The 20,631-nt window shown below is 65.0% G+C and carries 17 protein-coding genes; 15 read left to right on the top strand and 2 right to left on the bottom strand.

The features are described from left to right. Window positions 1-19 precede the first annotated feature (19 nt). From I601_RS10980 to I601_RS11020, 9 genes are all read left to right on the top strand, one after another. Window positions 20-1,321: an extracellular catalytic domain type 1 short-chain-length polyhydroxyalkanoate depolymerase gene (locus I601_RS10980; protein WP_068109423.1), complete on the top strand. Its 1,302-nt coding sequence runs from the start codon at window positions 20-22 to the stop codon at window positions 1,319-1,321. Between the two features lie 26 nt (window positions 1,322-1,347). After that, entirely contained in the window at window positions 1,348-1,881 is a 534-nt protein-coding gene (locus tag I601_RS10985; RefSeq protein ID WP_068109426.1) for a hypothetical protein, read from the top strand. Window positions 1,882-1,926: 45 nt separating this feature from the next. After that, window positions 1,927-2,487 (top strand): DUF421 domain-containing protein, encoded by a 561-nt coding sequence (locus I601_RS10990; RefSeq protein ID WP_068109429.1) that lies wholly within the window; start codon window positions 1,927-1,929, stop codon window positions 2,485-2,487. A 172-nt stretch (window positions 2,488-2,659) separates the two neighbouring features. After that, a complete protein-coding gene (locus I601_RS10995; protein ID WP_237089381.1) occupies window positions 2,660-3,217 on the top strand; it encodes an ATPase, T2SS/T4P/T4SS family in 558 nt (185 codons plus the stop codon). A 143-nt stretch (window positions 3,218-3,360) separates the two neighbouring features. Continuing rightward, window positions 3,361-4,314 (top strand): HipA domain-containing protein, encoded by a 954-nt coding sequence (locus tag I601_RS21180; protein ID WP_068109432.1) that lies wholly within the window; start codon window positions 3,361-3,363, stop codon window positions 4,312-4,314. Between the two features lie 241 nt (window positions 4,315-4,555). Further along, window positions 4,556-5,062, top strand: coding sequence for an HIRAN domain-containing protein (locus I601_RS21990; protein WP_418303096.1), 507 nt, complete (start codon window positions 4,556-4,558; stop codon window positions 5,060-5,062). A gap of 488 nt (window positions 5,063-5,550) precedes the next feature. Then, entirely contained in the window at window positions 5,551-6,153 is a 603-nt protein-coding gene (locus I601_RS11010) for a DUF6932 family protein (RefSeq protein WP_157520058.1), read from the top strand. Then, complete coding sequence (locus I601_RS21185) at window positions 6,150-7,055, top strand: hypothetical protein (RefSeq protein WP_157520061.1); 906 nt, start codon at window positions 6,150-6,152, stop codon at window positions 7,053-7,055. The genes I601_RS11010 and I601_RS21185 overlap by 4 nt, the downstream gene beginning before the upstream one ends. 347 nt (window positions 7,056-7,402) lie before the next feature. Further along, window positions 7,403-8,395, top strand: coding sequence for a hypothetical protein (locus I601_RS11020; RefSeq protein WP_157520064.1), 993 nt, complete (start codon window positions 7,403-7,405; stop codon window positions 8,393-8,395). A 124-nt stretch (window positions 8,396-8,519) separates the two neighbouring features. Here I601_RS11020 and I601_RS20815 read toward each other — a convergent pair whose 3' ends face one another. Together I601_RS20815 and I601_RS20820 are read right to left on the bottom strand one after the other, a co-directional pair. Then, a complete protein-coding gene (locus I601_RS20815; RefSeq protein WP_084527474.1) occupies window positions 8,520-9,605 on the bottom strand; it encodes a tyrosine-type recombinase/integrase in 1,086 nt (361 codons plus the stop codon). Then, a complete protein-coding gene (locus tag I601_RS20820) occupies window positions 9,602-10,141 on the bottom strand; it encodes a helix-turn-helix domain-containing protein (RefSeq protein ID WP_084527475.1) in 540 nt (179 codons plus the stop codon). Before I601_RS20820 ends, I601_RS20815 begins: the two co-directional genes overlap by 4 nt. Between I601_RS20820 and I601_RS11025 the strand changes: the two genes are divergently transcribed. The 6 genes from I601_RS11025 to I601_RS20825 all read left to right on the top strand — a co-directional run bounded on the left by I601_RS11025 (window position 10,140) and on the right by I601_RS20825 (window position 20,443). Further along, on the top strand, window positions 10,140-10,307 hold the full coding sequence (locus I601_RS11025) for a helix-turn-helix transcriptional regulator (protein ID WP_237089621.1): 168 nt from the start codon (window positions 10,140-10,142) through the stop codon (window positions 10,305-10,307). The two genes, I601_RS20820 and I601_RS11025, sit on opposite strands and share 2 nt — an antisense overlap. Window positions 10,308-11,114: 807 nt before the next feature. Then, a complete protein-coding gene (locus I601_RS11030) occupies window positions 11,115-12,032 on the top strand; it encodes a tyrosine-type recombinase/integrase (protein ID WP_068109448.1) in 918 nt (305 codons plus the stop codon). Between the two features lie 204 nt (window positions 12,033-12,236). Beyond that, window positions 12,237-12,749 carry a hypothetical protein gene (locus I601_RS11035; RefSeq protein WP_157520070.1) on the top strand — a complete coding sequence of 171 codons (513 nt, stop codon included), beginning with the start codon at window positions 12,237-12,239 and terminating at the stop codon, window positions 12,747-12,749. Between the two features lie 523 nt (window positions 12,750-13,272). Further along, window positions 13,273-14,598: an IS21 family transposase gene (gene istA, locus I601_RS11040; RefSeq protein WP_068108317.1), complete on the top strand. Its 1,326-nt coding sequence runs from the start codon at window positions 13,273-13,275 to the stop codon at window positions 14,596-14,598. Next, a complete protein-coding gene (gene istB / locus I601_RS11045; RefSeq protein WP_068108315.1) occupies window positions 14,595-15,395 on the top strand; it encodes an IS21-like element helper ATPase IstB in 801 nt (266 codons plus the stop codon). Before istA ends, istB begins: the two co-directional genes overlap by 4 nt. A 413-nt stretch (window positions 15,396-15,808) precedes the next feature. Then, a complete protein-coding gene (locus I601_RS20825; protein ID WP_237089622.1) occupies window positions 15,809-20,443 on the top strand; it encodes a DNA methyltransferase in 4,635 nt (1,544 codons plus the stop codon). Window positions 20,444-20,631 lie beyond the last annotated feature (188 nt).

Below are 20,631 nucleotides of genomic sequence, written 5' to 3' on the forward strand. Positions count from 1 at the left end.
CCCTACTCGGAGGAGCACCATGAACGACGTACGCATCCCGTCCACCGCCACAGCCACACCTGTCCGCCGCGGGATACCCGCCGTGCTGGCCGGGGTGATCGCGGTGGTGCTCACCGCCGTCACCCTGGTCCTGGCGCCCGGCGCCGGCACCAGCGCCCAGGCAGCGGGCAGCTGGACCAGCGAGACGATCGCCGGGATGAACGTGCGGCTCTACGTCCCGACCACCGCCCCCGCCATCGCCGACGGCCGGGCCCTGATGGTCAACCTGCACGGCTGCGTGCAGACCAACGCCGACCTGCAGGGCGCCGGCAACTGGCAGGCCACCGCCGACGACTACGGCATGGTCGTGGCCGTCCCCGCCGCGCCGGGCGGCGGCGTGATCGCCGGGTGCTGGGACTACTACGACGCCAACCACAGCCGCAGCAACCCCGCCCGGCACGACGACAACCTGCTCGCCCTGGTCGACGCCCTGCTGGCCCGGAGCGCGCTGGGCCTCGACGCCGACCAGGTCTACCTCTCCGGGCTCTCCTCGGGCGGCGGCGAGACGATGGTGATGGGCTGCCTGGCGCCCGACGTCTTCGCCGGCATCGGCATCAACGCCGGTCCCACGGTCGGCACCACCTCCTCGCAGATCTCGACCGTCTCGACCACGAAGGCGGCCGCGACCTCGACGTGCACCGGCTTCGCCGGCAGCCACACCGCCGGCTTCGACACCCAGCTGACCTCGGTGGTCCACGGCAACGACGACTACACCGTCAACACCGGCTACAACCGGCTCAACGCCGAGGTGATGGCCGGGCTGTACGGCGCCACCGCGACCTCGCCGGTGACGATGTCGACGCTGCCCGGCACCAGCACCAACGGCAGCGGCACCGTGTGGTCCGACGCCGAGGGCCCGCGGGTCTCGCTGCTCACCAACACCGGGCTGGGCCACAACTGGCCGGCCGGCGGTGGCCCGGGCGGGCGCTACATCAAGGCGAGCAGCATCGACTACCCGCGCTACGTCACCTCGTTCTTCTTCGCCCACAACCGCCGGGTGAGCGGCACGACCACCGGCACGCCGACGCCCACCCCCACGCCGACTCCCACCCCCACGCCGACTCCCACGCCCACGCCGACCACGGCGCCGGGCCCGGTGGACTGCTGGACCACCACCAACGCCACCCACGAGAGCGCCGGGCGGGCAGTCAGCTACGGCAGCCACCCCTACAACCCGTTCTACGCGCTCGGGAGCCAGGACTACCTGGGCCAGGGGAACACCACCGTGACCTCGGTGCGCGAGACCAGCGCCGGCGTCTACCGCAAGGTGAGCGTCTGCTGAGCCGGCGCCGGCACTAGCCTGAGCGCGTGAAACCGCTGCTCACCGTCGTCATCGGCCTGCTGCTCACGGTGGGCGACCTGCGCATCGGCGACGGGGAGCTGGCGCCCGACCTCCTGCCCGACCCCGTCGGCTGGGTCCTCGTCGCGGTGGCGCTGGGCCGGCTCGCCCACCTGCACCAGGGGTTCCGGCTCGGCGCCGTCGCCGCCTGGGTCGGTGCGGCGATCTCGGTGCCGCTGTGGCCCGGCCTCGCGGGGCTCGGCGAGGTCGAGCCGCTGCTCGGGCTCGCCACCGGGATCGTCGACCTGGTCGTGGTGGCGGGCGTGCTGAGCGGGGTGGTGGCGGTGGTGCCGACCCGCAGCGACGGCGCCCGCTCGCTGCGCACGGCGTACGTCGTCGTCGCGGTGGTCTTCACCCTCCTCGCCGTCGGCGCCGAGGTCAGCGTGGCGTTCGCTGTGCTGGCGCTGACGGCGGGACTGGTCAACCTGGTGGTGCTGGTCATCGTGCTGGTCTTCCTGGGCAGGGTGGCGCGCGACCCCGAGGCGGTGCCCTCAGGCGGATGAGGGCGCCACGCTGAGGGGCACGACGCGGTGCGCGACGATGGCCGGATGGACGACCTCGTGTTCTACCTCGGCCTGCCCCCGCTCGGTGCCCTCGCGGTCGTGGTCTCCACGATCGTGCTGTACCTGGCGATCACGACCCTGCTCACCCACGCCGGCCAGCGGCTCTACGCCTCGCCCTCCAGCCTCGACCTGGCGGTCGTCACCGTGCTGGGGGCGATCGTTGGCCGCGCGATCCTGGGGCAGGTGCCGACCCTGAGCGGTGGTCTGCTCGCCCTGGGCACGCTCTTCGTGGTCGAGAGCGTCGCCGGGCGGGTACGCCGCAGCGACCGGATGCTCGCGCGCCGCCGGCACCGGGCGGTCGCGGTGATGGTCGCGGGCCGGGTGGAGCGCCACGAGCTGCACCGCCTCGGCCTGGACGAGTCGGTGCTGTGGAGCGAGCTGCGCGGCGCCGGCGTGCGCACGCCGCAGGAGGTGGCCGTGGTCGTCGTGGAGCCGGACGGGCGCTTCAGCGTGCTGCGCCGCGATGAGGAGGTGCACCCCGCCGCGCTGACCGGGGTGAAGCACTCGGTGGAGCTGCTCGAGCGGCTGGCTGCGGTCGCCGACTGACCGCAGGCCGCGCACGCGACCGCTGTGGCGGATGGGGCTCGAGTGCCGCTACGCCCCGCCCGACGGTCATCCACAGGTTAAGAAGTAGGGCTTCCCGGGTAGGTGGATGGCTGCGTAACGTCGCCGGCGACGCGCTCCTCGATCTCGGATTCCCTACTCGGAGGGAGGCCCCATGGCGATGACCCACGCTGGCGCCCGGCGTTTGCCGGGGCATGCCGAGACCCTGGAGTCGCTCGACCACGCGCTGCGCGAGGTCGTGCGGCGCGAGGGCGTCGATCCGCAGCGCGATCCCGACGTCGTACGCCGTCTGGCCGAGGGGTTGGTGCGCGCGCACGACGAGCGCAGCCTGACCGGCGCGGTGGTCCCGGTCGGCGACGTCGAGGGCATGGTGGGCGAGCTGATGGCCCGGGTCTCCGGCTTCGGGGCGCTGCAGCCGCTGCTCGACGACCCGAGCGTGGAGGAGGTCTGGATCAACGACCCCAGCCGCGTGTTCGTGGCCCGCAACGGCCGCCACGAGCTGACCAACCTGATGCTCACCCAGGCCCAGGTCTCCGAGCTGGTCGAACGGATGCTGAAGTCGAGCGGTCGCCGGATCGACATGAGCCGGCCGTTCGTCGACGCGATGCTGCCCGAGGGGCACCGGCTGCACGTGGTGCTCGAGGGCATCAGCCGGGGCTTCTCCGCGGTGAACATCCGCAAGTTTGGAGCCAGGGCTCAATCGACCGCCTGACCTGCGAATATGTGATCATCGGTGGGTCTGCAGTCCGCAAGGGGTCCGCACGTGGGCGAGGGGCCTGGTCCTGTTCCTGCCTTTCGGTGCCCGTTTCGGGCGTCACGACGCGGCAAGCGAGGGCGCGTGGATAGGGTCCCCGTGTGACGCCGTTTCCAGGGTTCGACGTAACGGACTGGCTCGTCACGGATGTGGAACCGGTCGGAGACGACATCAAGTACTGGCTCCGTGGGGCAGCGGGTGAACCTGACGAAGCGTCTTGGCTCTTCAAGCAGGCGACTGTGAAAGAGATAGCAGTTGCTAGGTCCGCCGGTGGCGGCTACCGCCTCTACCGGCAGGGAGAGGACTGGGCAGAAAAGGTATGCAGTGAGCTCGCCTCCCTGATCGCCCTACCCGCAGCGCGAGTCGAGCTCGCCGAGCGTGACGGTGTCCCGGGCCTGATCTCCCGAGACACCAAGCCGAGAGGGTGGTCCCTTAACGGAGGAGGGGTTCTGTTGTCGGCCGTGGACCCGCGCTACAAGCCGAAGTCGGACAGTGATGCAAGGGCTAACCGAGTTGGGCACAATCTGGACAACATCGAGCGAGTCCTCCTTGGGGCTGACGCTCCGCCCTGGTGGCCCATCCGGGGCTTCTCCGCGTTCGACCTGTTCGCAGGTTTCTTGCTGTTCGACGCTTGGGTCGCGAATCGAGACCGACACGAGTTCAATTGGGCTGTGCTGCAGGAGCCTGAAGGGGGCCTGTTCCTTAGCCCCAGCTTCGACCACGGCGCTGCGTTGGCGTCAGGACTGGAGGACGAACGGCGAGAAGCCGTGCTCGCGAGAGCGACGGTGTCAGACTGGTGCGCCAAGGGGACGGCTCACCGCTTCGAGGACTGTGGGCGTCGCTCACTGCTGGACGTTGCCACCGATGCGCTACTCCGTGCGACCCCGACGGCTCGAGAGTTTTGGATCGACAGCATCGTGAGTGTCGAGCAGCATCAGTGGGAGGATGTGCTCAACCGAGTCCCATCACTGTCGGCGGTCACCAGTACGTTCACTGCAGAGCTGTTGAGGGTCAACCAAGAGAGGATTCGCGATGAGTTCAAGCGCCGCGCTTGACGCGTCCGGAGTTCGTCCGCACGCGGATGTTCCCTCGCGCTTGCTTGTCACCGTGAGGACCGGCGATCCGGATCTGCCGGGGCACAGGCTGTACCGGCATGTGGGCTTCCTGGCCTGTCGGGCAGACGGCTATGAATTCGTGTACGCGTCACGTGATGCGTTCCGACCACTACTTGGCTTCCCCGACCTGCAAGCGCGATACACGTCGGACGAGATCTTCCCTCTGTTCGCGCAACGGATTATGAATGCGAAACGCCCAGATAGAGCGAGGTACCTCGAGGCGCTGGACCTGGACGAACAGAGCGAGCCTTGGGAAGTGCTAGTCCGATCTGGTGGGAGGCGAGCTGGGGACACGATCGAGGTCTTGCCGGAGCCCGTCATAGGGCCTGATGGGGCAACCTCCTGTGTCTTCCTCGTTCACGGGGTTCGGCACTGCGGTCCGCAAGCAAGTGCCGAAATTTGCGGACTTTCGGCTGGAGATTCGCTGGCGTTGCGGTGGGAAGAGGACAACCCAGTCAATCCTCGAGCCGTGCTGGTGCTGAACAACTCCGGCACAGAGCTCGGCTACGTTCCCGATCCTCTCGTGGAATATGTCCAGACCGTGATGACGGCCAGCGAGGCTAGGCTTAGCGTGGTCCGCGCCAACGGCCCCGAGGTCGGCTCCCACCTCAGACTGCTCGTGCGTCTTGACGGGTTTGTGCCAGTCGGGTACCAGCCGTTCCCTGCCCCGGTTAACCCTGGGCCCTAGACCATCAGGCTTCATCGACTAGGGACTTCGACTTTGATCGTCTAGCGCCGAGCATGAAGTCCACCGCGGAGCGTGTGAGGTTCTAGGAGACCGGCCACAGGTGCGAGTAGGTATCCAGCGTCTCCTTCGCCGACGCGTGCCACAGTCACGGCTGCACCACCTCCACGCTTTCGCCATGCCGCGACAGGAGCGAGGGGTAATAGTGCCGCAGGTCCTGCAGACGCGTGGTGGGGGCGGCACCGACCTAGAGGACGGCGGGCTTGAACGAAGTTGCCATGTCGTCGCGCTTCGATACTCCACCGCTGCGACTAGTGAAGATCAGGCGGTGCTCGCCGACCGGGTGCTCGGCCAGATGTGCCGAGAATCGATCGAATACGACTCGGGGGAGCGGAGCCGTCCGGCGCGAGGTGGCTTTGAACTGCCGGATTCGGGAGTTCACTCTCGATGAAGCCGCGACGGCCGGAGGGGCGGACCGCTACGGTGTCGCGGTGTCCAGCGCTCCCACTGACTATGCCTGGCTGACCTCCAACAGCGGCTACCCGCCGATCGGGCGTCGGCGATTGTCGCTGGATGCGGCAGAACAATTGCTGGTCGGGGAGTCTGCTTTCCATGGTTCCCCGACGCGAGCAGGCCTGTGGCGGGGCCTCGAAGAGTATCTAGGCCGATTCATCTATCTCGAAGATCTGTACGCCTCGGAGCTGAATGGGCGCAGCCTCATCGAGTTTCTGTGGCTGGGCGGTAGCTTCGTGAGCCAGAAGTTCGACCCCAACAACATCGATGTCTCTGTGGCGGTCAACTTGGAGGCCAGGAACCTTTTGAAGGGGCGGAGACTCGCCGGCTGGTTGGTAGATGCCTTCAGCCGAGACCGGATGCTGGCTGCCTACGGTGTGAGCCCCTTGGAGATCTCTTACGTTCCTGTTGCCTCGGTCTTCGACCGTCGCGCCATGGAGCCCGCTGAGCGCGAGTACCTCGAGGCTCGTGGGAGCTGGGATGACTGGTGGCAGCGACTGCGCGACCCTAGTGCGCAGACAGGCCAACCAACGACGGCTACCGTTGAGGCGAGGCGGGGATACTTGGAGGTGACGTTGTGACGGGTTCTGAGTCACGTCGGCGCCTGCTTTCGGTCCATCAGCAAGCGCTAGACACGTGGGCAGCATCTGATGATGCAAACGTCCTCCTCGGCGACGACGAGTTTGAGTCAATGGCAAGGCGGAATCGGTTGCTTGCGTTGCGCAGCCATGACCCGACGGCCAGTTTGGGCGAGAGCCTCGAGGTTCGGCTGTCGTCCCCTCAGTTGCGGACGGGGGCGCTATCGTTTGCGGCTGGCGACACGCTTCTGCGGCCGCTGGAAGATACGGTCTCGGCCTTGGGGCCGCGAGTAGTGGAACTTGAGGTCACCGGTATCTCCCGTGGCAGCACGATCCTGCACGTCCGCCCGGTGTCGGCACCCGAGCCTCCGTTAATGGATGGACCACCCGTCGACACCTCGAGCGCAGACACAGCCATGAGGGCGCTCGTCCGCATGCTCATGGCGCTTGAAGAGCGTCAGGACGTGAAGTCCTACGTGGACGGGTTAGTCCAGTTGAGCAGACTCTCCAATGCGCTCGACAAACTCGATGCCCGACTGGACGTCGCGTGGTCAGCGAGCAACGGTGACAGATCATCGGCCTCGTTCACAGACGTGGGTCAGACGTATCTTCGAAGCTTGATGGAGACGCGGCCCCGCGAGGAGGTCCGCGAGATCTCAGGGCGGGTTACCGAACTTCGAGAGAGTGGTCTGGTCAAGGTTAAGAGCGGAGTGGCCCGCAACTCACCTGCGTTCGACGTTCGTTTCGAGCCTATGGATCTGCTGAATCTGCGCCTGTCTCTAGGTGAGAACGTGCACTTTTTAGTGCGTGAGCGGCGCGAAGTTGACCGACTGGGCACGGTTCACCACGTGGAGTGGAACTTTGAGCGGGTGCTGTCTTCGCAGGGTCAGATCGAGACCCAGTAGTTCTTAAGCCGACCCTTCCCGTAGTGGCGTCGCGGGCTGCCGCAGCGTCGGCAGCCGTGGTCGGGAGATGGCGAACGACCCCGCAAATCGATGGGTCGGTGGGTGCACCCGGCGTTCACGTGCCTGCAGAGACGCTGGTGCACGCAAGGTGCCGCATCGGGACCACCGTTCGTGACCAGCCAGGATCGAGGAAGGACCCCATGCCCACTCCTACCTGCGAGTGTCAGCCCGATAGTCATGCACTAGTCAAGGCCGCGCCTGGATCACCGCTGGCGTCTAGCCCAGGGCTCAGTCGCAAGTACCTCGTGGCTTTGCGAGATGGACTTCCGGTGCCTGACGAGGGGTGGATGGTCGAGTTCGGGGCAGGCCGTTTCGCAAGTTTCGTTCCTATCCACGTGCCCGATCGCGCTGAGGTTGGTATCCAACAGGCGCTCCGGCTTGTCGGCGACTCGTTGGTTGATAGACCCGGCGTGCCCGAAAGTGTCAAGGCTGGCCCAGCGAATCAGGTGCTCGCGTTGGCTGGTGTGCCGACCGCTGACCCATTCGACGCAGGGGAGCATCTATCCGCTTGCCTTGATCTGATTGAACAGGCTTCGAGGGCGCTCTTGCGCAACGTTGATTCTTCGGGTCGACCGGCAACGACCAGACGGCTTCATCCCTGGGTGGTAGTGCTGGACCGGGACGCGGATGGGTCCTTCGTGCCTGCACAAGGCATCACGCTGCCTACCTTTTTCAAGCCGACGCCTGTCGCCGATCTCGCCCGAGCGACGGCGCACCTAGACCTCGATCTGTCAGGCGACACGATGACTCGTTACGAGGACCTGTGGTTGGCGGCGCGACGGGCAAGCGACCTCGATGGTGACTTCACACAGTCGGTGCTGGCCGCAGCCACCGCCAGTGAATTCCTGGTCAAGCAGACGGCATGGTCCCTCGAATGGGAGGCTGCGGAACGAGGTGACGCGCCTATCTCCGTATCAGGGGGCCTTTTTGAGGCGGGGCCAGGCGAGCTGATCGGGTCGGTTTTCGCGCACCGGTTGCGGGGCAACTGGAGTACGCAGTCGTGCCGTCACCCCGCAGGGGCTTGGCGCCACCACGTCGCCCGAGTGCGCAACGCGATCATGCATCGTGGGCACTCTGCCTCCGAGTGGGAGGCTCTGCTCGCGATAATCTCAGAGGAGCGACTCTGTGGCGCCATCACGGCCCAGTTGATGAAACGTCGGTCCTTATGGCCGCGCACGGCGCACGTGCTGGCGCTCAAGGGCGGCCCCGAGCCCGACAGGCCCCGCTATGAAGAGCTCGAGTCGTTTCGAACCTGGCTCAGCGATTGTGGATTGGACTGAGCCGCACAGGATCAGGCATCGAGCCTGCGGAGGACGTCGCCATTGCAGGTCGGCGGCTGTACCAGCCCCAGTGCTACCAGAGGCCCCTTGCCACATGCTGAGCCCTCTGGCTGACCTAATTCGACTAGTTCGCGACCGTGCCGGCGCGTTGGGCGCCCAAGACCGTGTCGATTGCCTGTCGAGTCATGTCTTCAGAGTCGGGCCATAGATGCGAGTAGGTGTCGAGCGTCTCGCTGGCCGATGAATGTCCGAGGCGTGATTGGACGACTTTGACGCTCTCGCCGTGACGGATTAGGAGGGAGGCGTAGTAGTGCCTCAGATCGTGGAGTCTGGTTTGGGCCGGAGCGCCTGATGCCGTCACTGCGCGTCGGAACGCCGCAGATACGTGATCTCGCTTGAGTAGCGAACCATCCGTGTTTGTGAAGATCGCTTCATTCTCGCCGACAGGGAATTGCGCCACGTGGGCCGCCAACGCGTTGACGACTACCTGAGGCAACGGGATGGTACGGATGGAGCTTCGCGTCTTCGGGGGCCCATGGGTCGGCGGCCAGGTAAGCAACAGTTGGCGGTCGATGCGAACCGTACGGCGGAGGAAGTCGACGCGGTCGAGCGATAGCCCGGCGGCTTCTCCGGGACGTATGCCAGTGCCGGCCATCAAGGGAATCATCGCAGCCCAGCGGTGAGGCATCGCGCCTTCCAATGCGATCACAACTTCGCTGGGAAGTGGTTGCAGCACCCGGCGTTCCACCCTTGGGAGGCTTATCCGCTGACAGGGACTTCTTGCAATCAAGCGGTCCGCCTCAGCTGCTCGAAATACGGCTCGCACATGCTGATAGGTCACTCGTACAGTTGAGGGGGCGAGGCGCTGGGTCAGGGTGTGCACGAAATTCTGGATGTCAGACGGTTTGATCGAAGCGATCTGCCGGCCGCCGAATGCGGGGAAGGCGTGGACCCGAAGGGCGGAGTCAACGGCTGCTGCAGTGTTAGGCCGATGAACCTGCGCGAGCTGCCACTGGCGAGCAAAGACCTCGAAAGTAATCTTTCCGGCCTTGGGGTCGACATAGTTGCCTGTCAAGATAGAGGCCGTGACCTCGTCGAGCCAACGTTGGGCGTCCACCTTCCGTTCGAAGTGCCGCGCGTGCTCCTTACCGTCTGCGTCGCGATAGCGGGCACGCCACTTACCGCTATCGCGACGTTTGATCGAACTCACTCGGCTTCAGCGCCTGCACTCGATTGACGCAGTTCCGTCTCGAGGGAAGCTACTCGCTCCTGAGCCTCTTCTAGTTCGATCTGAACCGCGTGGGCGTGTCCCCGCGCCTCGATCAACCGCCTTTCAGCGGCCTTTAGGTCTGACCGTGCGACGAAGAGGCTCTGGGCCAATACGTCCTGTTGAGAGACCGGATCTGACATCAAAGAGGCAGGCCTAACGCCCAGTGCAGTGCCGAGGGCTGCAAGCTCCTCCACTGGAAGTGGCCGCGCTCCTGCCTCGGTCTTCGCAACAGTGGACTGCAGCCAGGCGTGCCCATGCGTCTGCATCACGTCCGCCAGTTGCTGCTGCGACCAACCCCTCTGCTTGCGGCAGTCAGCTACCCGCGATCCCACTTGACGACGAAACTCATCAACCTCCACAGGGATACCGTACATGCGCTCCTGGGGGTTGACAATCATCGATCCAGACTGAAACCTAGTGAGGGTTAACGAAACTATTCGGTAGGGGGATGGCATGACGAAGTTGCTCACGCTCATGGAAGTTGCGGACCGGACGCGCTTGCCCGTCGGGACGTTGCGGTGGTTCCGGCACCAGGGGACTGGCCCGCGATCGGCCAAAGTGGGTCGAAGGATCATGTACCGGGAGGCCGACGTGCTGGCTTGGATCGACGATCAGTTTGGCACTGAGAGCAGGGGCTCGTGACGTGTCGTGGAGTCGCTTTGACGATCGGTGGTGCGATCGACCCGTATGGGAGACCGTCGATTTCGCTAGTCGATGGCACTACTTCGCTCTCATCCAAGTGTGCTCGCGGGAGGAGCGCTTCGAGGGCGTCATGCCTTTGGCCCGTGCTCGTCGAGCCTCAGATGTCCCGGACCCTGATGCTTGCCATCAAGTGCTTGTAGATCACTCGCTACTCGTGCTGGACAATGGTTCAGTCCGGCTCGTAGAGATCGACCAGCACCTTCCGCCGCCCTCCGTGCGTGCCGCCTCCGCGGATGCCAAGGTGCGCATGGCTCGGTCGCGGAAGCACCGAAATGGTGATCATTCGGAGTGCTTGGTTGGTCGATGCGAAAAGGGGACGGTCCCACCTGTTGCGAGGCCGGTTACGCGTAACACCGGGACGGGACAGGACGGGACAGGACAGGACAGGACGGGCCACAACGCAACGGGACGGGGGGTGGCCGTGAGTCCCGCTCGCCCAATGGCTGCGACGGCCAGCAGTCAGGACGAGCACTATCGGACGAGCTCGACTCCGTCTTGTGTGCACGGAGTCCCCAGCGGTGACGAGTCGGACCCTTGGAAGGCCGGTCGGAAGTTGTGTGATTCGTGCCAGGAGCTGGCCGCATCGTAGTTCGCCGGCATCTCGCCGTGAGAGCCATCGAGGCTCGCGTTTTCGCAGGCGGCTTGGGCTCGAGTGTCGCGAGATAGAGAGAACGGTTGCGCCCGGCTTGTAATCGTGTGTCCTGTGGCTCTTGCTTAGACATGGACACCTCTATCGAGACTCGCCGAGTGCGAGACGCCTACCTGCTGCCCTACTCCAACAACACGCTCTTGACGTACACGTACCAGTTGGATCGCTGGCTCGCCTGGTGCGCAGGCGAATCATTGGAACCGCTGCAGGTCACGCGGACGGACGTCGAGACCTACATCAGGCATCTCCACGAGGAACTGAGCCAGAAGATCTCGACAGTCCACACGGCATTGGTGCCCGTCCGGGGGTTCTACCGCTTCGCCTTCAATGAAGACCTCATAGCTCGGGACCCTGCCGCGATGGCACGCCGTCCACGGCTTTCGCGAGGAGTTACGGACACCCTTGGTCTTGACCGCCAGCAGATGCGGGCGTTCCTTCGAGCCGGCTCGGAGAGGTCGGCGCGGGACTGCGCCATCGCCCATCTCCTCGCATGCATGGCCCTGCGGTCGAGTGAGGCCTGTTCGATCAGGATCGAGGACTACCAGCAGACCGTTCGGGGACATCGAATCCTCCAGTTCACCGGCAAGGGATGCGTCCCTGCACGCATGCCCCTTCCGGTGCCAGTCCTCCGGGCTCTCGATTCCGCCGCCGACGGCCGAGCGCAGGGTCAACTGCTTCGAGGACGGGATGGGCAGCCGCTGTGCCGTCGAGGGGTGTACAGAGTTGTTGGGTATCTGGCTCGACAGGCGAGCATCTCGACCCGTGTGACCCCGCACCTCCTGCGTCACAGTTCCATCACCAACGCACTGGAATCCGGGGCGTCACTGCGGAAGGTTCAGGACCTGGCCCGTCACTCAGACCCTCGAACGACCATGCACTACGACCGCAACAGGACGAGTCTCGATGACCACGCCGTGCACTCACTCGTCGCATTCTTGTCCGGCGAAGCCGGGTACAGGGTGGATGCCGCGCTTGATGAGGTTGCTGACATCGACCGACCGGAACTGCCGCGATGAGATCACGCGAATCGCGGCCAATCCGGATGTTCCGAACGGCGATCCCGTACTGGTCACGATCCAATCGAGTCCTGGGAACGGCTACTACTCGAGCACACCACCGCAGTGAGCACGCTCGACCTCTGCACCGCGTACATGGAACAAGCCTGACGGAACGGAGGGACCAACACGCCGACGCGCCACACCGACTAACACAGTCGAACGATGGTCTATCTTTCGCCAGTGAACGATTCGCCAAGCGGGCCGACGCCCAGTAACGAAACCAAGATTCCGTGGTGGGCTCACGAGGCTGCCTTCGCTTTATACGGTGGAGTCTCGGGCGCCTGTGCGGGCGGGTGGGCCTTCTTCTGGGCGGATGACGAGATCACAACCACCGCCGGATTCATCAAGGCGTACCCGTTCATCGGGAGCCTGATTGTGATCGCCGTCTCAGTGGACCGCATCGTTCGCGGCCTTAGCGACGACGGGGAGCAGAAGAGGGCCTACGAGCGGTTGCGCAGTTCCGTGCCACTTGCCATGGCAGGATTTGCCGGGGCGTTCGCATTGGTCGCCCTTCTCGACGCAGCTAGCGGTCTCAAGCTTGAGTGGCTTGTTGTCCTAGGAGTGGTCGCACCGCTGGTGGCGCTCGCGGTCGCCGTCAACAAGTTGTCTTCGCGTTTGCAGGCGCAGGCTCCCACGGCGGATTCACTCGATGCGGAGCCGCACGTTTCGGGATAGACAACTTGAGGGCGCCCGCGGAGGCCGCGGCCAGCGCGAGAAACAGCAGGCACATAGGGTCGCTCGCGGTCCTCAGAGCCGGGTTCGTGTCGTCCCGGTCGCTGACCGCTGCGGGCATCCGCTTCGAGGTCGTCGCTCCAGGCAGACGGCCGCATCCGACGGGTGACCCTCAGTCCGCCAAGTGGTCCATCTCGCCCGGCTGCTGCGGATCGACGGAGTTCACTGCGCTGTCGATTCCGAGCGGTGGACTGGAAAGGGCGCTCGGGATCTGGTCCGGGCCGGGAAGATTACCGTGAGGGTCTGATGCGTGCCCGGTACCGGCTGTACCTCCTGCTCCGGCAAGGAATCCTTAATCGGATGTCGGTGGCTGTTTGTCGAGACGGCGAGGTCGCCCGTCGATTGGCGTCGCATCGCCGCTATAGCGCAAGGCCCGCCGTGACGCACTCATGAAGGCTGTCGCTGCCGGGTGAATCCTGACCCCCTGGTGCCGATCGAATCCTGACCCCCTCGGCACTGTGAGGGAGTGATCATGACTGAGGACTGGGCTGAGATTCGACGGCTGCACAAGTCGGAGCAGATGAGCATCAAGGCCATCGTGCGAAAGACCGGCTTGGCGAGGAACACGGTGCGTGCCGCGTTGGCCTCGGATACGCCGCCGAAGTACGAGCGGGCTGCGGTGGGGTCGATGCTCGACGCCTACGAGCCACGGATCCGGGCTTTGCTGGCGGAGTTCCCCTCGATGCCGGCCACGGTGATCGCCGAGCGGATCGGGTGGGCGAACTCGTCCTCGGTGCTGCGGGCGAAAGTCGCCCAACTGCGTCCGCTGTATGCCCCCAGCGATCCCGCGGACCGTACGAGCTATGTCGCGGGAGAGATCGTGCAGTGCGACCTGTGGTTCCCCGGCAAGGGCATCCCTGTCGATGTCCACGCTGGGTCCAAGACCGCGACCTGGGTCGGCGGGCGGCCCGCGGTGGATCTGCCGGTGTTGACGATGGTCGCGGCGTTCTCGGGTTTCATCATGGCCACGCTGTTGCCGTCCAGGAAGACCGGCGATCTGGTGGCCGGGATGTGGCAGCTCCTGACGGGCCTGGGCGGGGTCCCCAAGATGCTGGTGTGGGACAACGAGGCCGGCATCGGCCAGCACCACCGCCTGACCCTGGGCGCCAGGTCGTTCGCCGGCACGCTGGGCACCCGGATCTATCAGACCGCGGCACGTGACCCCGAAGCCAAGGGGATCGTCGAGCGGGCCAACGGATTCCTGGAGACCTCCTTCATGCCTGGACGCGAGTTCGACTCCCCGCACGACTACAACACCCAGCTCACCAGCTGGCTGCCGCGCGCGAATGCTCGGATGCTGCGCCGCACCGGCCAGCAGCCCGGCGTCCGGGTCACGGCCGATGTCGCCGCGATGGGGGCACTGCCGCCGATCGCGCCGTCGGTGGGCACCACGGTCCGGGTCCGGCTGGGCCGCGACTACTACGTGCGCATCGCCGGGAACGACTACTCGGTCGACCCGGGCGTGATCGGCCGGTTCGTCGATGTCCACGCCGGCCTGGACACCGTCACGATCACCTGCGCCGGCACCAGCGTGGGAGTCCACCAGCGGTGCTGGTCGACCCACCAGACGATCACCGACCCGGTCCACGTGGACACTGCTGCCGGGCTACGCACCGCGTTCCAAGCCCGCACCGCTGGCATGCGTGGCCCCGCCACAAGGCCGGTGTCCGGACTCGGTGCGGTCGTCGGCGTGCGGGCGTTGAGCGACTACGACGCGCTGTTCGACCTGGCCCCGGCAGTCACCGACGAGGTCGCTGTGGCCGCGCGTGCGCGACTGGAGGTCGTGCGATGACCACACCCACCGGCAAGGTAAGGGGCAGCGACCTGTTCAGTGAGGTCGCGTTCCTGGCTCGTGAGCTCAAGACCCCGGTGATCAACGAGACCTTCGCTGTCCTGGGCGACCAGGCCCGCGCCGAGGGCTGGTCGCACGAGGAGTACCTCGCGGCCGTGCTGGGCCGCCAGGTCGCCTCACGCACCGCGAATGGGACCCGGATGCGGATCGCGGCGGCGCACTTCCCCGCGATCAAGACCATGGAGGACTTCACCTTCGACCACGTCCCTGCCGCGACCCGCGACTTGGTCGCGCACCTGGCCACCACCACGTTCATCGCCAAGCGCGACAACGTCGTGCTCCTCGGGCCGCCCGGGACCGGGAAGACGCACCTGGCGATCGCGTTGGCGATCAAGGCCGCCGAGGCCTCCTACCCGGTCGCGTTCGACTCCGCGACCGGGTGGATCACCCGCCTGGCCGCTGCCCACGAGCAAGGCCACCTCGAGCGCGAGCTGCGCAAGCTCAACCGCTACCGGCTGCTGGTGATCGACGAGGTCGGTTACCTGCCCTTCGACACCGCCGCCGCGTCGCTGTTCTTCCAGCTCATCGCCAGCCGCTACGAGACCGGCTCGGTCGTGGTCACCTCGAACCTGGCGTTCTCACGCTGGGGCGAGACCCTCGGCGACGACGTTGTCGCCGCAGCCACCATCGACCGCCTCGTCCACCACGCCCAGGTCATCGCCCTGGACGGCGAGTCATACCGCACCCGCGGACACCGAACCGGGCCACCCCCGGCCACGCGCACCAAGACCATCTAGCACCAACGAACCGCTCGAAGGGGGTCAACTTTCGATCGGCAAAAGAGGGTCAGTTTTCGGCCGGCGTTGACAAAGGCATCTCTTGCCGCTCGAGCACGCTCGGCGGCGTCAACTACGACGTCGAACGCTTGATAACTTTCCAACCCGCCGGCGACGTCCCACAGCGCCTCGTGAAGGCCATGCACGAGAAGTGGGCCTCCAAGCGCCCTTCCGTGGCTTACGGTGCCTGTGTGTCTTCGGGGACTACTGAGCGTCGACTTCTACCGCTCTTGGGTGGGTACCCGGCGAAGCGCTGCCCGCGCAGGGTCCACAACGACTTCGACCGGACCGTCCCCGCCCCGCCGCCGGAATCAGAGTCTGCGACACGACGCATGGAGGACGGGCGGGTCTTTGAGGACCAGACGGTGGTCCCGATGCTGGTCGCTGCGCTGGGAGGCCGGTGCGTAGCCATCGACTCTGGCGACCATGGGGTCGACAAGCCCCGTCGGATCGCCGAGACGTTGGCGGCCATGGAAGCCGGGGTGCCGGTCATCATCGGAGCCCAGTTGCCCGACGACACCGTTGGGGGACGTACAGGGTCTCCAGATGTCTTGATGCGGACCACTCCTGACGGGACCGAAGCAAAGTACCTACCTGCCGACATCAAGCACCACACGTCACTCAAGCCCGCCAAGCGGGTCGTCGCTCGCGTGTCGCGCCTCGGAGCCGGTTTCGCGGTTTCGGACGCGCCCGGCTGGACGCCGATGACCTCGCATCGAGCCGGCGACGGGATGCAACTGGCGCACTACACTCGCATGCTGCAAGCGATGGGTCGCCACCCTGGCACGGACATGCTCCTGGGTGCCGTACTGGGCACCTCCGACTTCGCCCAGGTGACCGGGGAACGCTACGGATTCGTTTGGTACGACCTCTCCGCGCTGACTGAGAAGACCCCATCGAAGTCCTCGGACACCCGGTGGGCGAAGCGGTCCGTGTTGAACGTCTACGACCACCAGTTCGCGTTTCGCCAGAAGGTCGCTGCAGCTGCCCGTGCCGGTGAGACCCTGGTGGTGCCATTCGGGAAAGACGAATGCGCCCATTGCCCGTACCAGGACTGGTGCGAGGACTACGCAGGTGAGCAGGACGTCTCGTTCGCCATCACCGTGGGCCGGTTGAGCGACCGCGAGTGGCGCTACCTGTACGACCAAAAGCTCGGCACTACCGACGCGCTCGCCAGCGCAGACCCGACAGACCCGGCACTCCTCTCGGGCTACCTACGAGTGGCCTCTCACCTGCCAGCACCCGAAAGCAGGCTCGCCACAGCCGTCCGACGAGCCCGCATGCACCGCGACGACATTGCGCTCGAACTCACCGCCCCCGACGGGTTCGAAGTCCCGGGCGCGGACGTCGAAGTCGACTTCGACGTTGAATGGCACCCCGATGACGGGCACGTCTACCAATGGGGTGCACGCGTCCGGTACGACAGCAACGAAGCGACCGCCACCTACGACCACACCGTGATGTCGTTCGACATCCTCGACGATGCAACTGCCTACGACTTGGCACAGGACTTCTTCGCCTGGATGGAAGGCTTCGTCGCCGATCAGGAAGCCCAAGGACGCACCGTCGGCATCTACCACTGGACCACCCCAGAGACCCGGGTGGCGACTAAGGTGCTTGGCGGAGAACGAGCCGAGCGACTCTTCGAGGGCCGCTTTGTAGACCTCAAAGCGCTCATGGCAACCCACTTCTTCGCACGCGATGGGTTCTCCCTCAAGAAGATTGCCCCACTCTTCGACTTCACATGGCGGGCACCGGACGCAGGTGGGGACGTATCCGTCCTCAAGATCGAGCAAGCCCGCAACGCCGCGGACCCAGAGACGGCGCAAGCGGCGCGAGAGTGGCTGTTGGCCTACAACGAGGACGACTGCGCAGCCCAGGCTGCCATCCGTGACGGGCTGAAGATGATGCTCGACCAGCTGCCCTCTGATAGTGAGACGAGCGATAAGTCCAGCGTCGCCGCGCCTTCACCTGACCTGCCCCACACCAGCAATGACGCCGCTACCACCACCCCCAAGACTGCTATCGAGCCTGAGGTGGTGAGGTCTCGACCTTCGACTCAAGGAGAACCGGTGCCCCCGACAGAAGCGCTGACTCCGGCGGAGTCTCAGCCTGCTGGCCCCGCAGTAGGGCGGGCCGCGACGCAACCGGTGGGACGCGACGGGCGACTGCTGTCACTTAACGAGATGCGTCGACGGGTGGCCCAGTTCGTTATCGACTACTCCGGAGTCACCAGCGAACGGCAAAACACAGGCGACTTCTGGAAAGCGTTCATGCGCTGCTACGGCGTCGAGGACTCCTACCTGCACGGCGTGACCTTCGAGTACCCCGCGATGCGCTCCGACACCGGACGTGAAGGCCGCATCGACGTGTTCTTGCCCCGCCGGTACCTGATCGAGCAGAAGACCACCGGAAAGATTCGCACCCCTCGCCTCGGCTCGGAATCGAACGCCGAACAGCAGGCCAAGGCGTACCTGACCGGCGGGTCGATCACCACAGCGCAGATGCCTCGGTATTTGGTCACCTCCGACTTCGCCACTATCCAGGTCACGGACCTTGACCAGCCCCCCCGGTCGGTTCACCGCACCCGCAACATCCGATTCGAGGATCTCAACGACCACGTAGAGATGTTCCTCTTCCTTGCCGTCGACGATCCCGACGCGATGATCGCCGAAGAGCAGGCAGACGCGTCGGTGAAGGCGGCCCGGTTAATGGGCGACCTGTACGCCGCCATGACCGGCGACTCCGACGTAGACGCCACAGAAGTTCATGACGCTCGCGAAGAGGACGCCGCGTCGATGGAGGCTTCGATCCTCCTGACCCGGCTGCTGTTCCTCATGTTCGGCGACGACGCCGGGCTATGGGAGCGGGGCCTGTTCCATCGATTCGTGGAGACCCGCACCTCGGTTGACGGCTCCGATCTTGGGCAACAGTTGAGGACTCTCTTCGAGGTGCTCGATACCCCCGAAGACCGTCGCCCACGCCGGGTTGATGAGGCTATGAAGGTCTTCCCGTACGTCAACGGCGACCTGTACAAGGACGCTGGACGCGACCAGACAGTGTGGTTCGACGCCGACATGCGTGACGCGCTTTTGGCGGCGTGCCGGTTCGACTGGTCACGCATCAGTCCGGCAGTTTTCGGGTCCTTGTTCCAGACGGTCAAGTCGCGGGCTGCCCGCAACCTTGCCGGTGAGCACTACACCAGCGAGGAAAACATCCTTAAGACGTTGCGCCCGCTTTTCCTCGACGAGTACCGCAAGCGATTGGACGCTGCGGACACCAAGCCGAAGTTGGAAGCGCTACACGCCGAACTCAAATTGTTCCGATACATCGACCCTGCCTGTGGATGCGGCAACTTTCTCATCGTCGCGTACCGGGAGATGCGCGCATTGGAACTAGAACTGTTGGTCAAGTTAAAGGCCATGCGCGGCAGGGAAGGCGAACTGGTCCTCGACCCCAGCGAGCTGCTTAACGTGCGGCTCGACCAGTTCTACGGGATCGAGTTGAACTGGTGGCCCGCAAAAATCGCGGAGACCGCCATGTACTTGGTGGATCACCAGGCCAACCAGAAGATGCTGAACACGCTCGGTTTGCCCGTCACCCGTCTCCCCATCAACATCTCCGCCCACATCGAGCACGAGAACGCGCTCTCTATCGACTGGGAGGTCGTCCTACCGACTACACCCGAGCTGCGCGTATACGTGTTCGGTAATCCACCTTTCCTAGGTCGCAAGGTGAGCAGCGCCGCACAGAAGGCAGAGTTGCGGGAGGCGTGGGGCGTCACCAACCCTGGACATCTTGACTTCGTGACCGCATGGCACGCCAAGTCACTCGATTACCTGTCTGGCAAGGACGGCGAATTTGCGTTCGTGACCACGAACTCCATCACCCAAGGCGAGCCGGTCGGGGACCTGTTCCCGAAGATCGAGCAACAGGGCTGGCGGATCAAGTTCGCGCACCGTACGTTTGCGTGGCGAACCGAATCCTCCGCCAAAGAGACTGCAGCGGTGCACTGCGTCATCGTTGGATTCACTCGTGACACGCAGACAAAGCAGAGATTGTTTGAGTACGCCAGTCCCGGCAGCGCCCCAATCGAGCGACGCACCGTATCCACCGGCATCAACGGATACCTCGTCGACGGACCACTCGTGTACGCCACGCGTCGCAGCACCATGTTGTCCCCAGAACTTCCCGAACTTGGCTACGGCTCCATGCCGAACGACGGTGGAGGGTTGATGATCAACCCTGCCGAATACGCCGAGGTGATGGCAGACCCAGTTGCAGCTAAATACGTGCGCAAGTTCGTGGGGGCTTCCGAACTCATCCATAACAAGGACCGCTGGTGTCTGTGGATGGTCGACCTCGACCCGGCTGACGTGCCACGGTCGCCGATTCTGCAAAAGCGGTTGGCGAAAGTGAAGGCGGTTCGACTGGCATCAAAAAACCCCGACACGTGGCCCCACGCCGAGACCCCGGCACGGTTCTGGTTTATCAACCAGCGAGACGTGCCCTATCTGTGCATCCCGGCGCACTTCTCGGAGAACCGGCGCTACGCAACAGTTGCCCGCTTCGAACCGGACGTCATCGCGGGTAACGCGAACTTCACCTGCCCTGACCCCGACGGGTTCGGCTTCGGGATCATCTCTTCCGCAATGTTCATGACCTGGCAGCAGACTGTCGGTGGACGACTTGAATCCCGGCTTCGATTCTCAGCGTCGCTCGTGTGGAACAACTTCCCGCTCCCAACAGTGCCTACGCCGCTGCGACGCCAGATCATCGCAGCCGGGGAGAAGGTGCTAGCAGCCCGCGCCCTACACCCGGACAGGCCGTTGGCTGACCACTACCAGCCCTTGGCGATGACCCCGGAACTCGTGGCCGCACACCGCGCTCTCGACAAAGTGGTGGACAAGGCATTCGGTGTGCACGGTGCACGCCGAATGGCCGAGGGCGACAGGCAGAGAATCCTGTTCGAGAAGTACGCCGAGATGACAACTGCCCCGGTCACGTAGGCACACACCGCCCCCCTTTACGATTGAGGTGTGATAGCCGCACGCCAAGATCGCGGCGTGGTCAGACGCCTCTTGGACCGGTCCGCGGGGTGTGGGAGTGCTGCCACCTCCGTCACCGGGCCAAGGCCCAACCTCGAAGGTGTCGGTGCGAGGGAAAGCGGACATCCATCCGGTCGTGGGCGGTGCTT

This window comes from Nocardioides dokdonensis FR1436 (genome assembly GCF_001653335.1).
Classification (GTDB): Bacteria; Actinomycetota; Actinomycetes; order Propionibacteriales; family Nocardioidaceae; genus Nocardioides; species Nocardioides dokdonensis.

Coding starts and splice junctions, on each gene's coding strand:
- I601_RS10980 (WP_068109423.1), top strand. CDS start 20: ATGAACGACGTACGCATCCCGTCCACCGCCACAGCCACACCTGTCCGC.
- I601_RS10990 (WP_068109429.1), top strand. CDS start 1,927: ATGGACGACCTCGTGTTCTACCTCGGCCTGCCCCCGCTCGGTGCCCTC.
- I601_RS10995 (WP_237089381.1), top strand. CDS start 2,660: ATGGCGATGACCCACGCTGGCGCCCGGCGTTTGCCGGGGCATGCCGAG.
- I601_RS21990 (WP_418303096.1), top strand. CDS start 4,556: ATGAATGCGAAACGCCCAGATAGAGCGAGGTACCTCGAGGCGCTGGAC.
- I601_RS11020 (WP_157520064.1), top strand. CDS start 7,403: ATGGTCGAGTTCGGGGCAGGCCGTTTCGCAAGTTTCGTTCCTATCCAC.
- I601_RS11025 (WP_237089621.1), top strand. CDS start 10,140: ATGGAAGTTGCGGACCGGACGCGCTTGCCCGTCGGGACGTTGCGGTGG.
- I601_RS20820 (WP_084527475.1), bottom strand. CDS start 10,141: ATGAGCGTGAGCAACTTCGTCATGCCATCCCCCTACCGAATAGTTTCG.
- I601_RS11035 (WP_157520070.1), top strand. CDS start 12,237: ATGGTCTATCTTTCGCCAGTGAACGATTCGCCAAGCGGGCCGACGCCC.
- istB (WP_068108315.1), top strand. CDS start 14,595: ATGACCACACCCACCGGCAAGGTAAGGGGCAGCGACCTGTTCAGTGAG.
- I601_RS20825 (WP_237089622.1), top strand. CDS start 15,809: ATGCTGGTCGCTGCGCTGGGAGGCCGGTGCGTAGCCATCGACTCTGGC.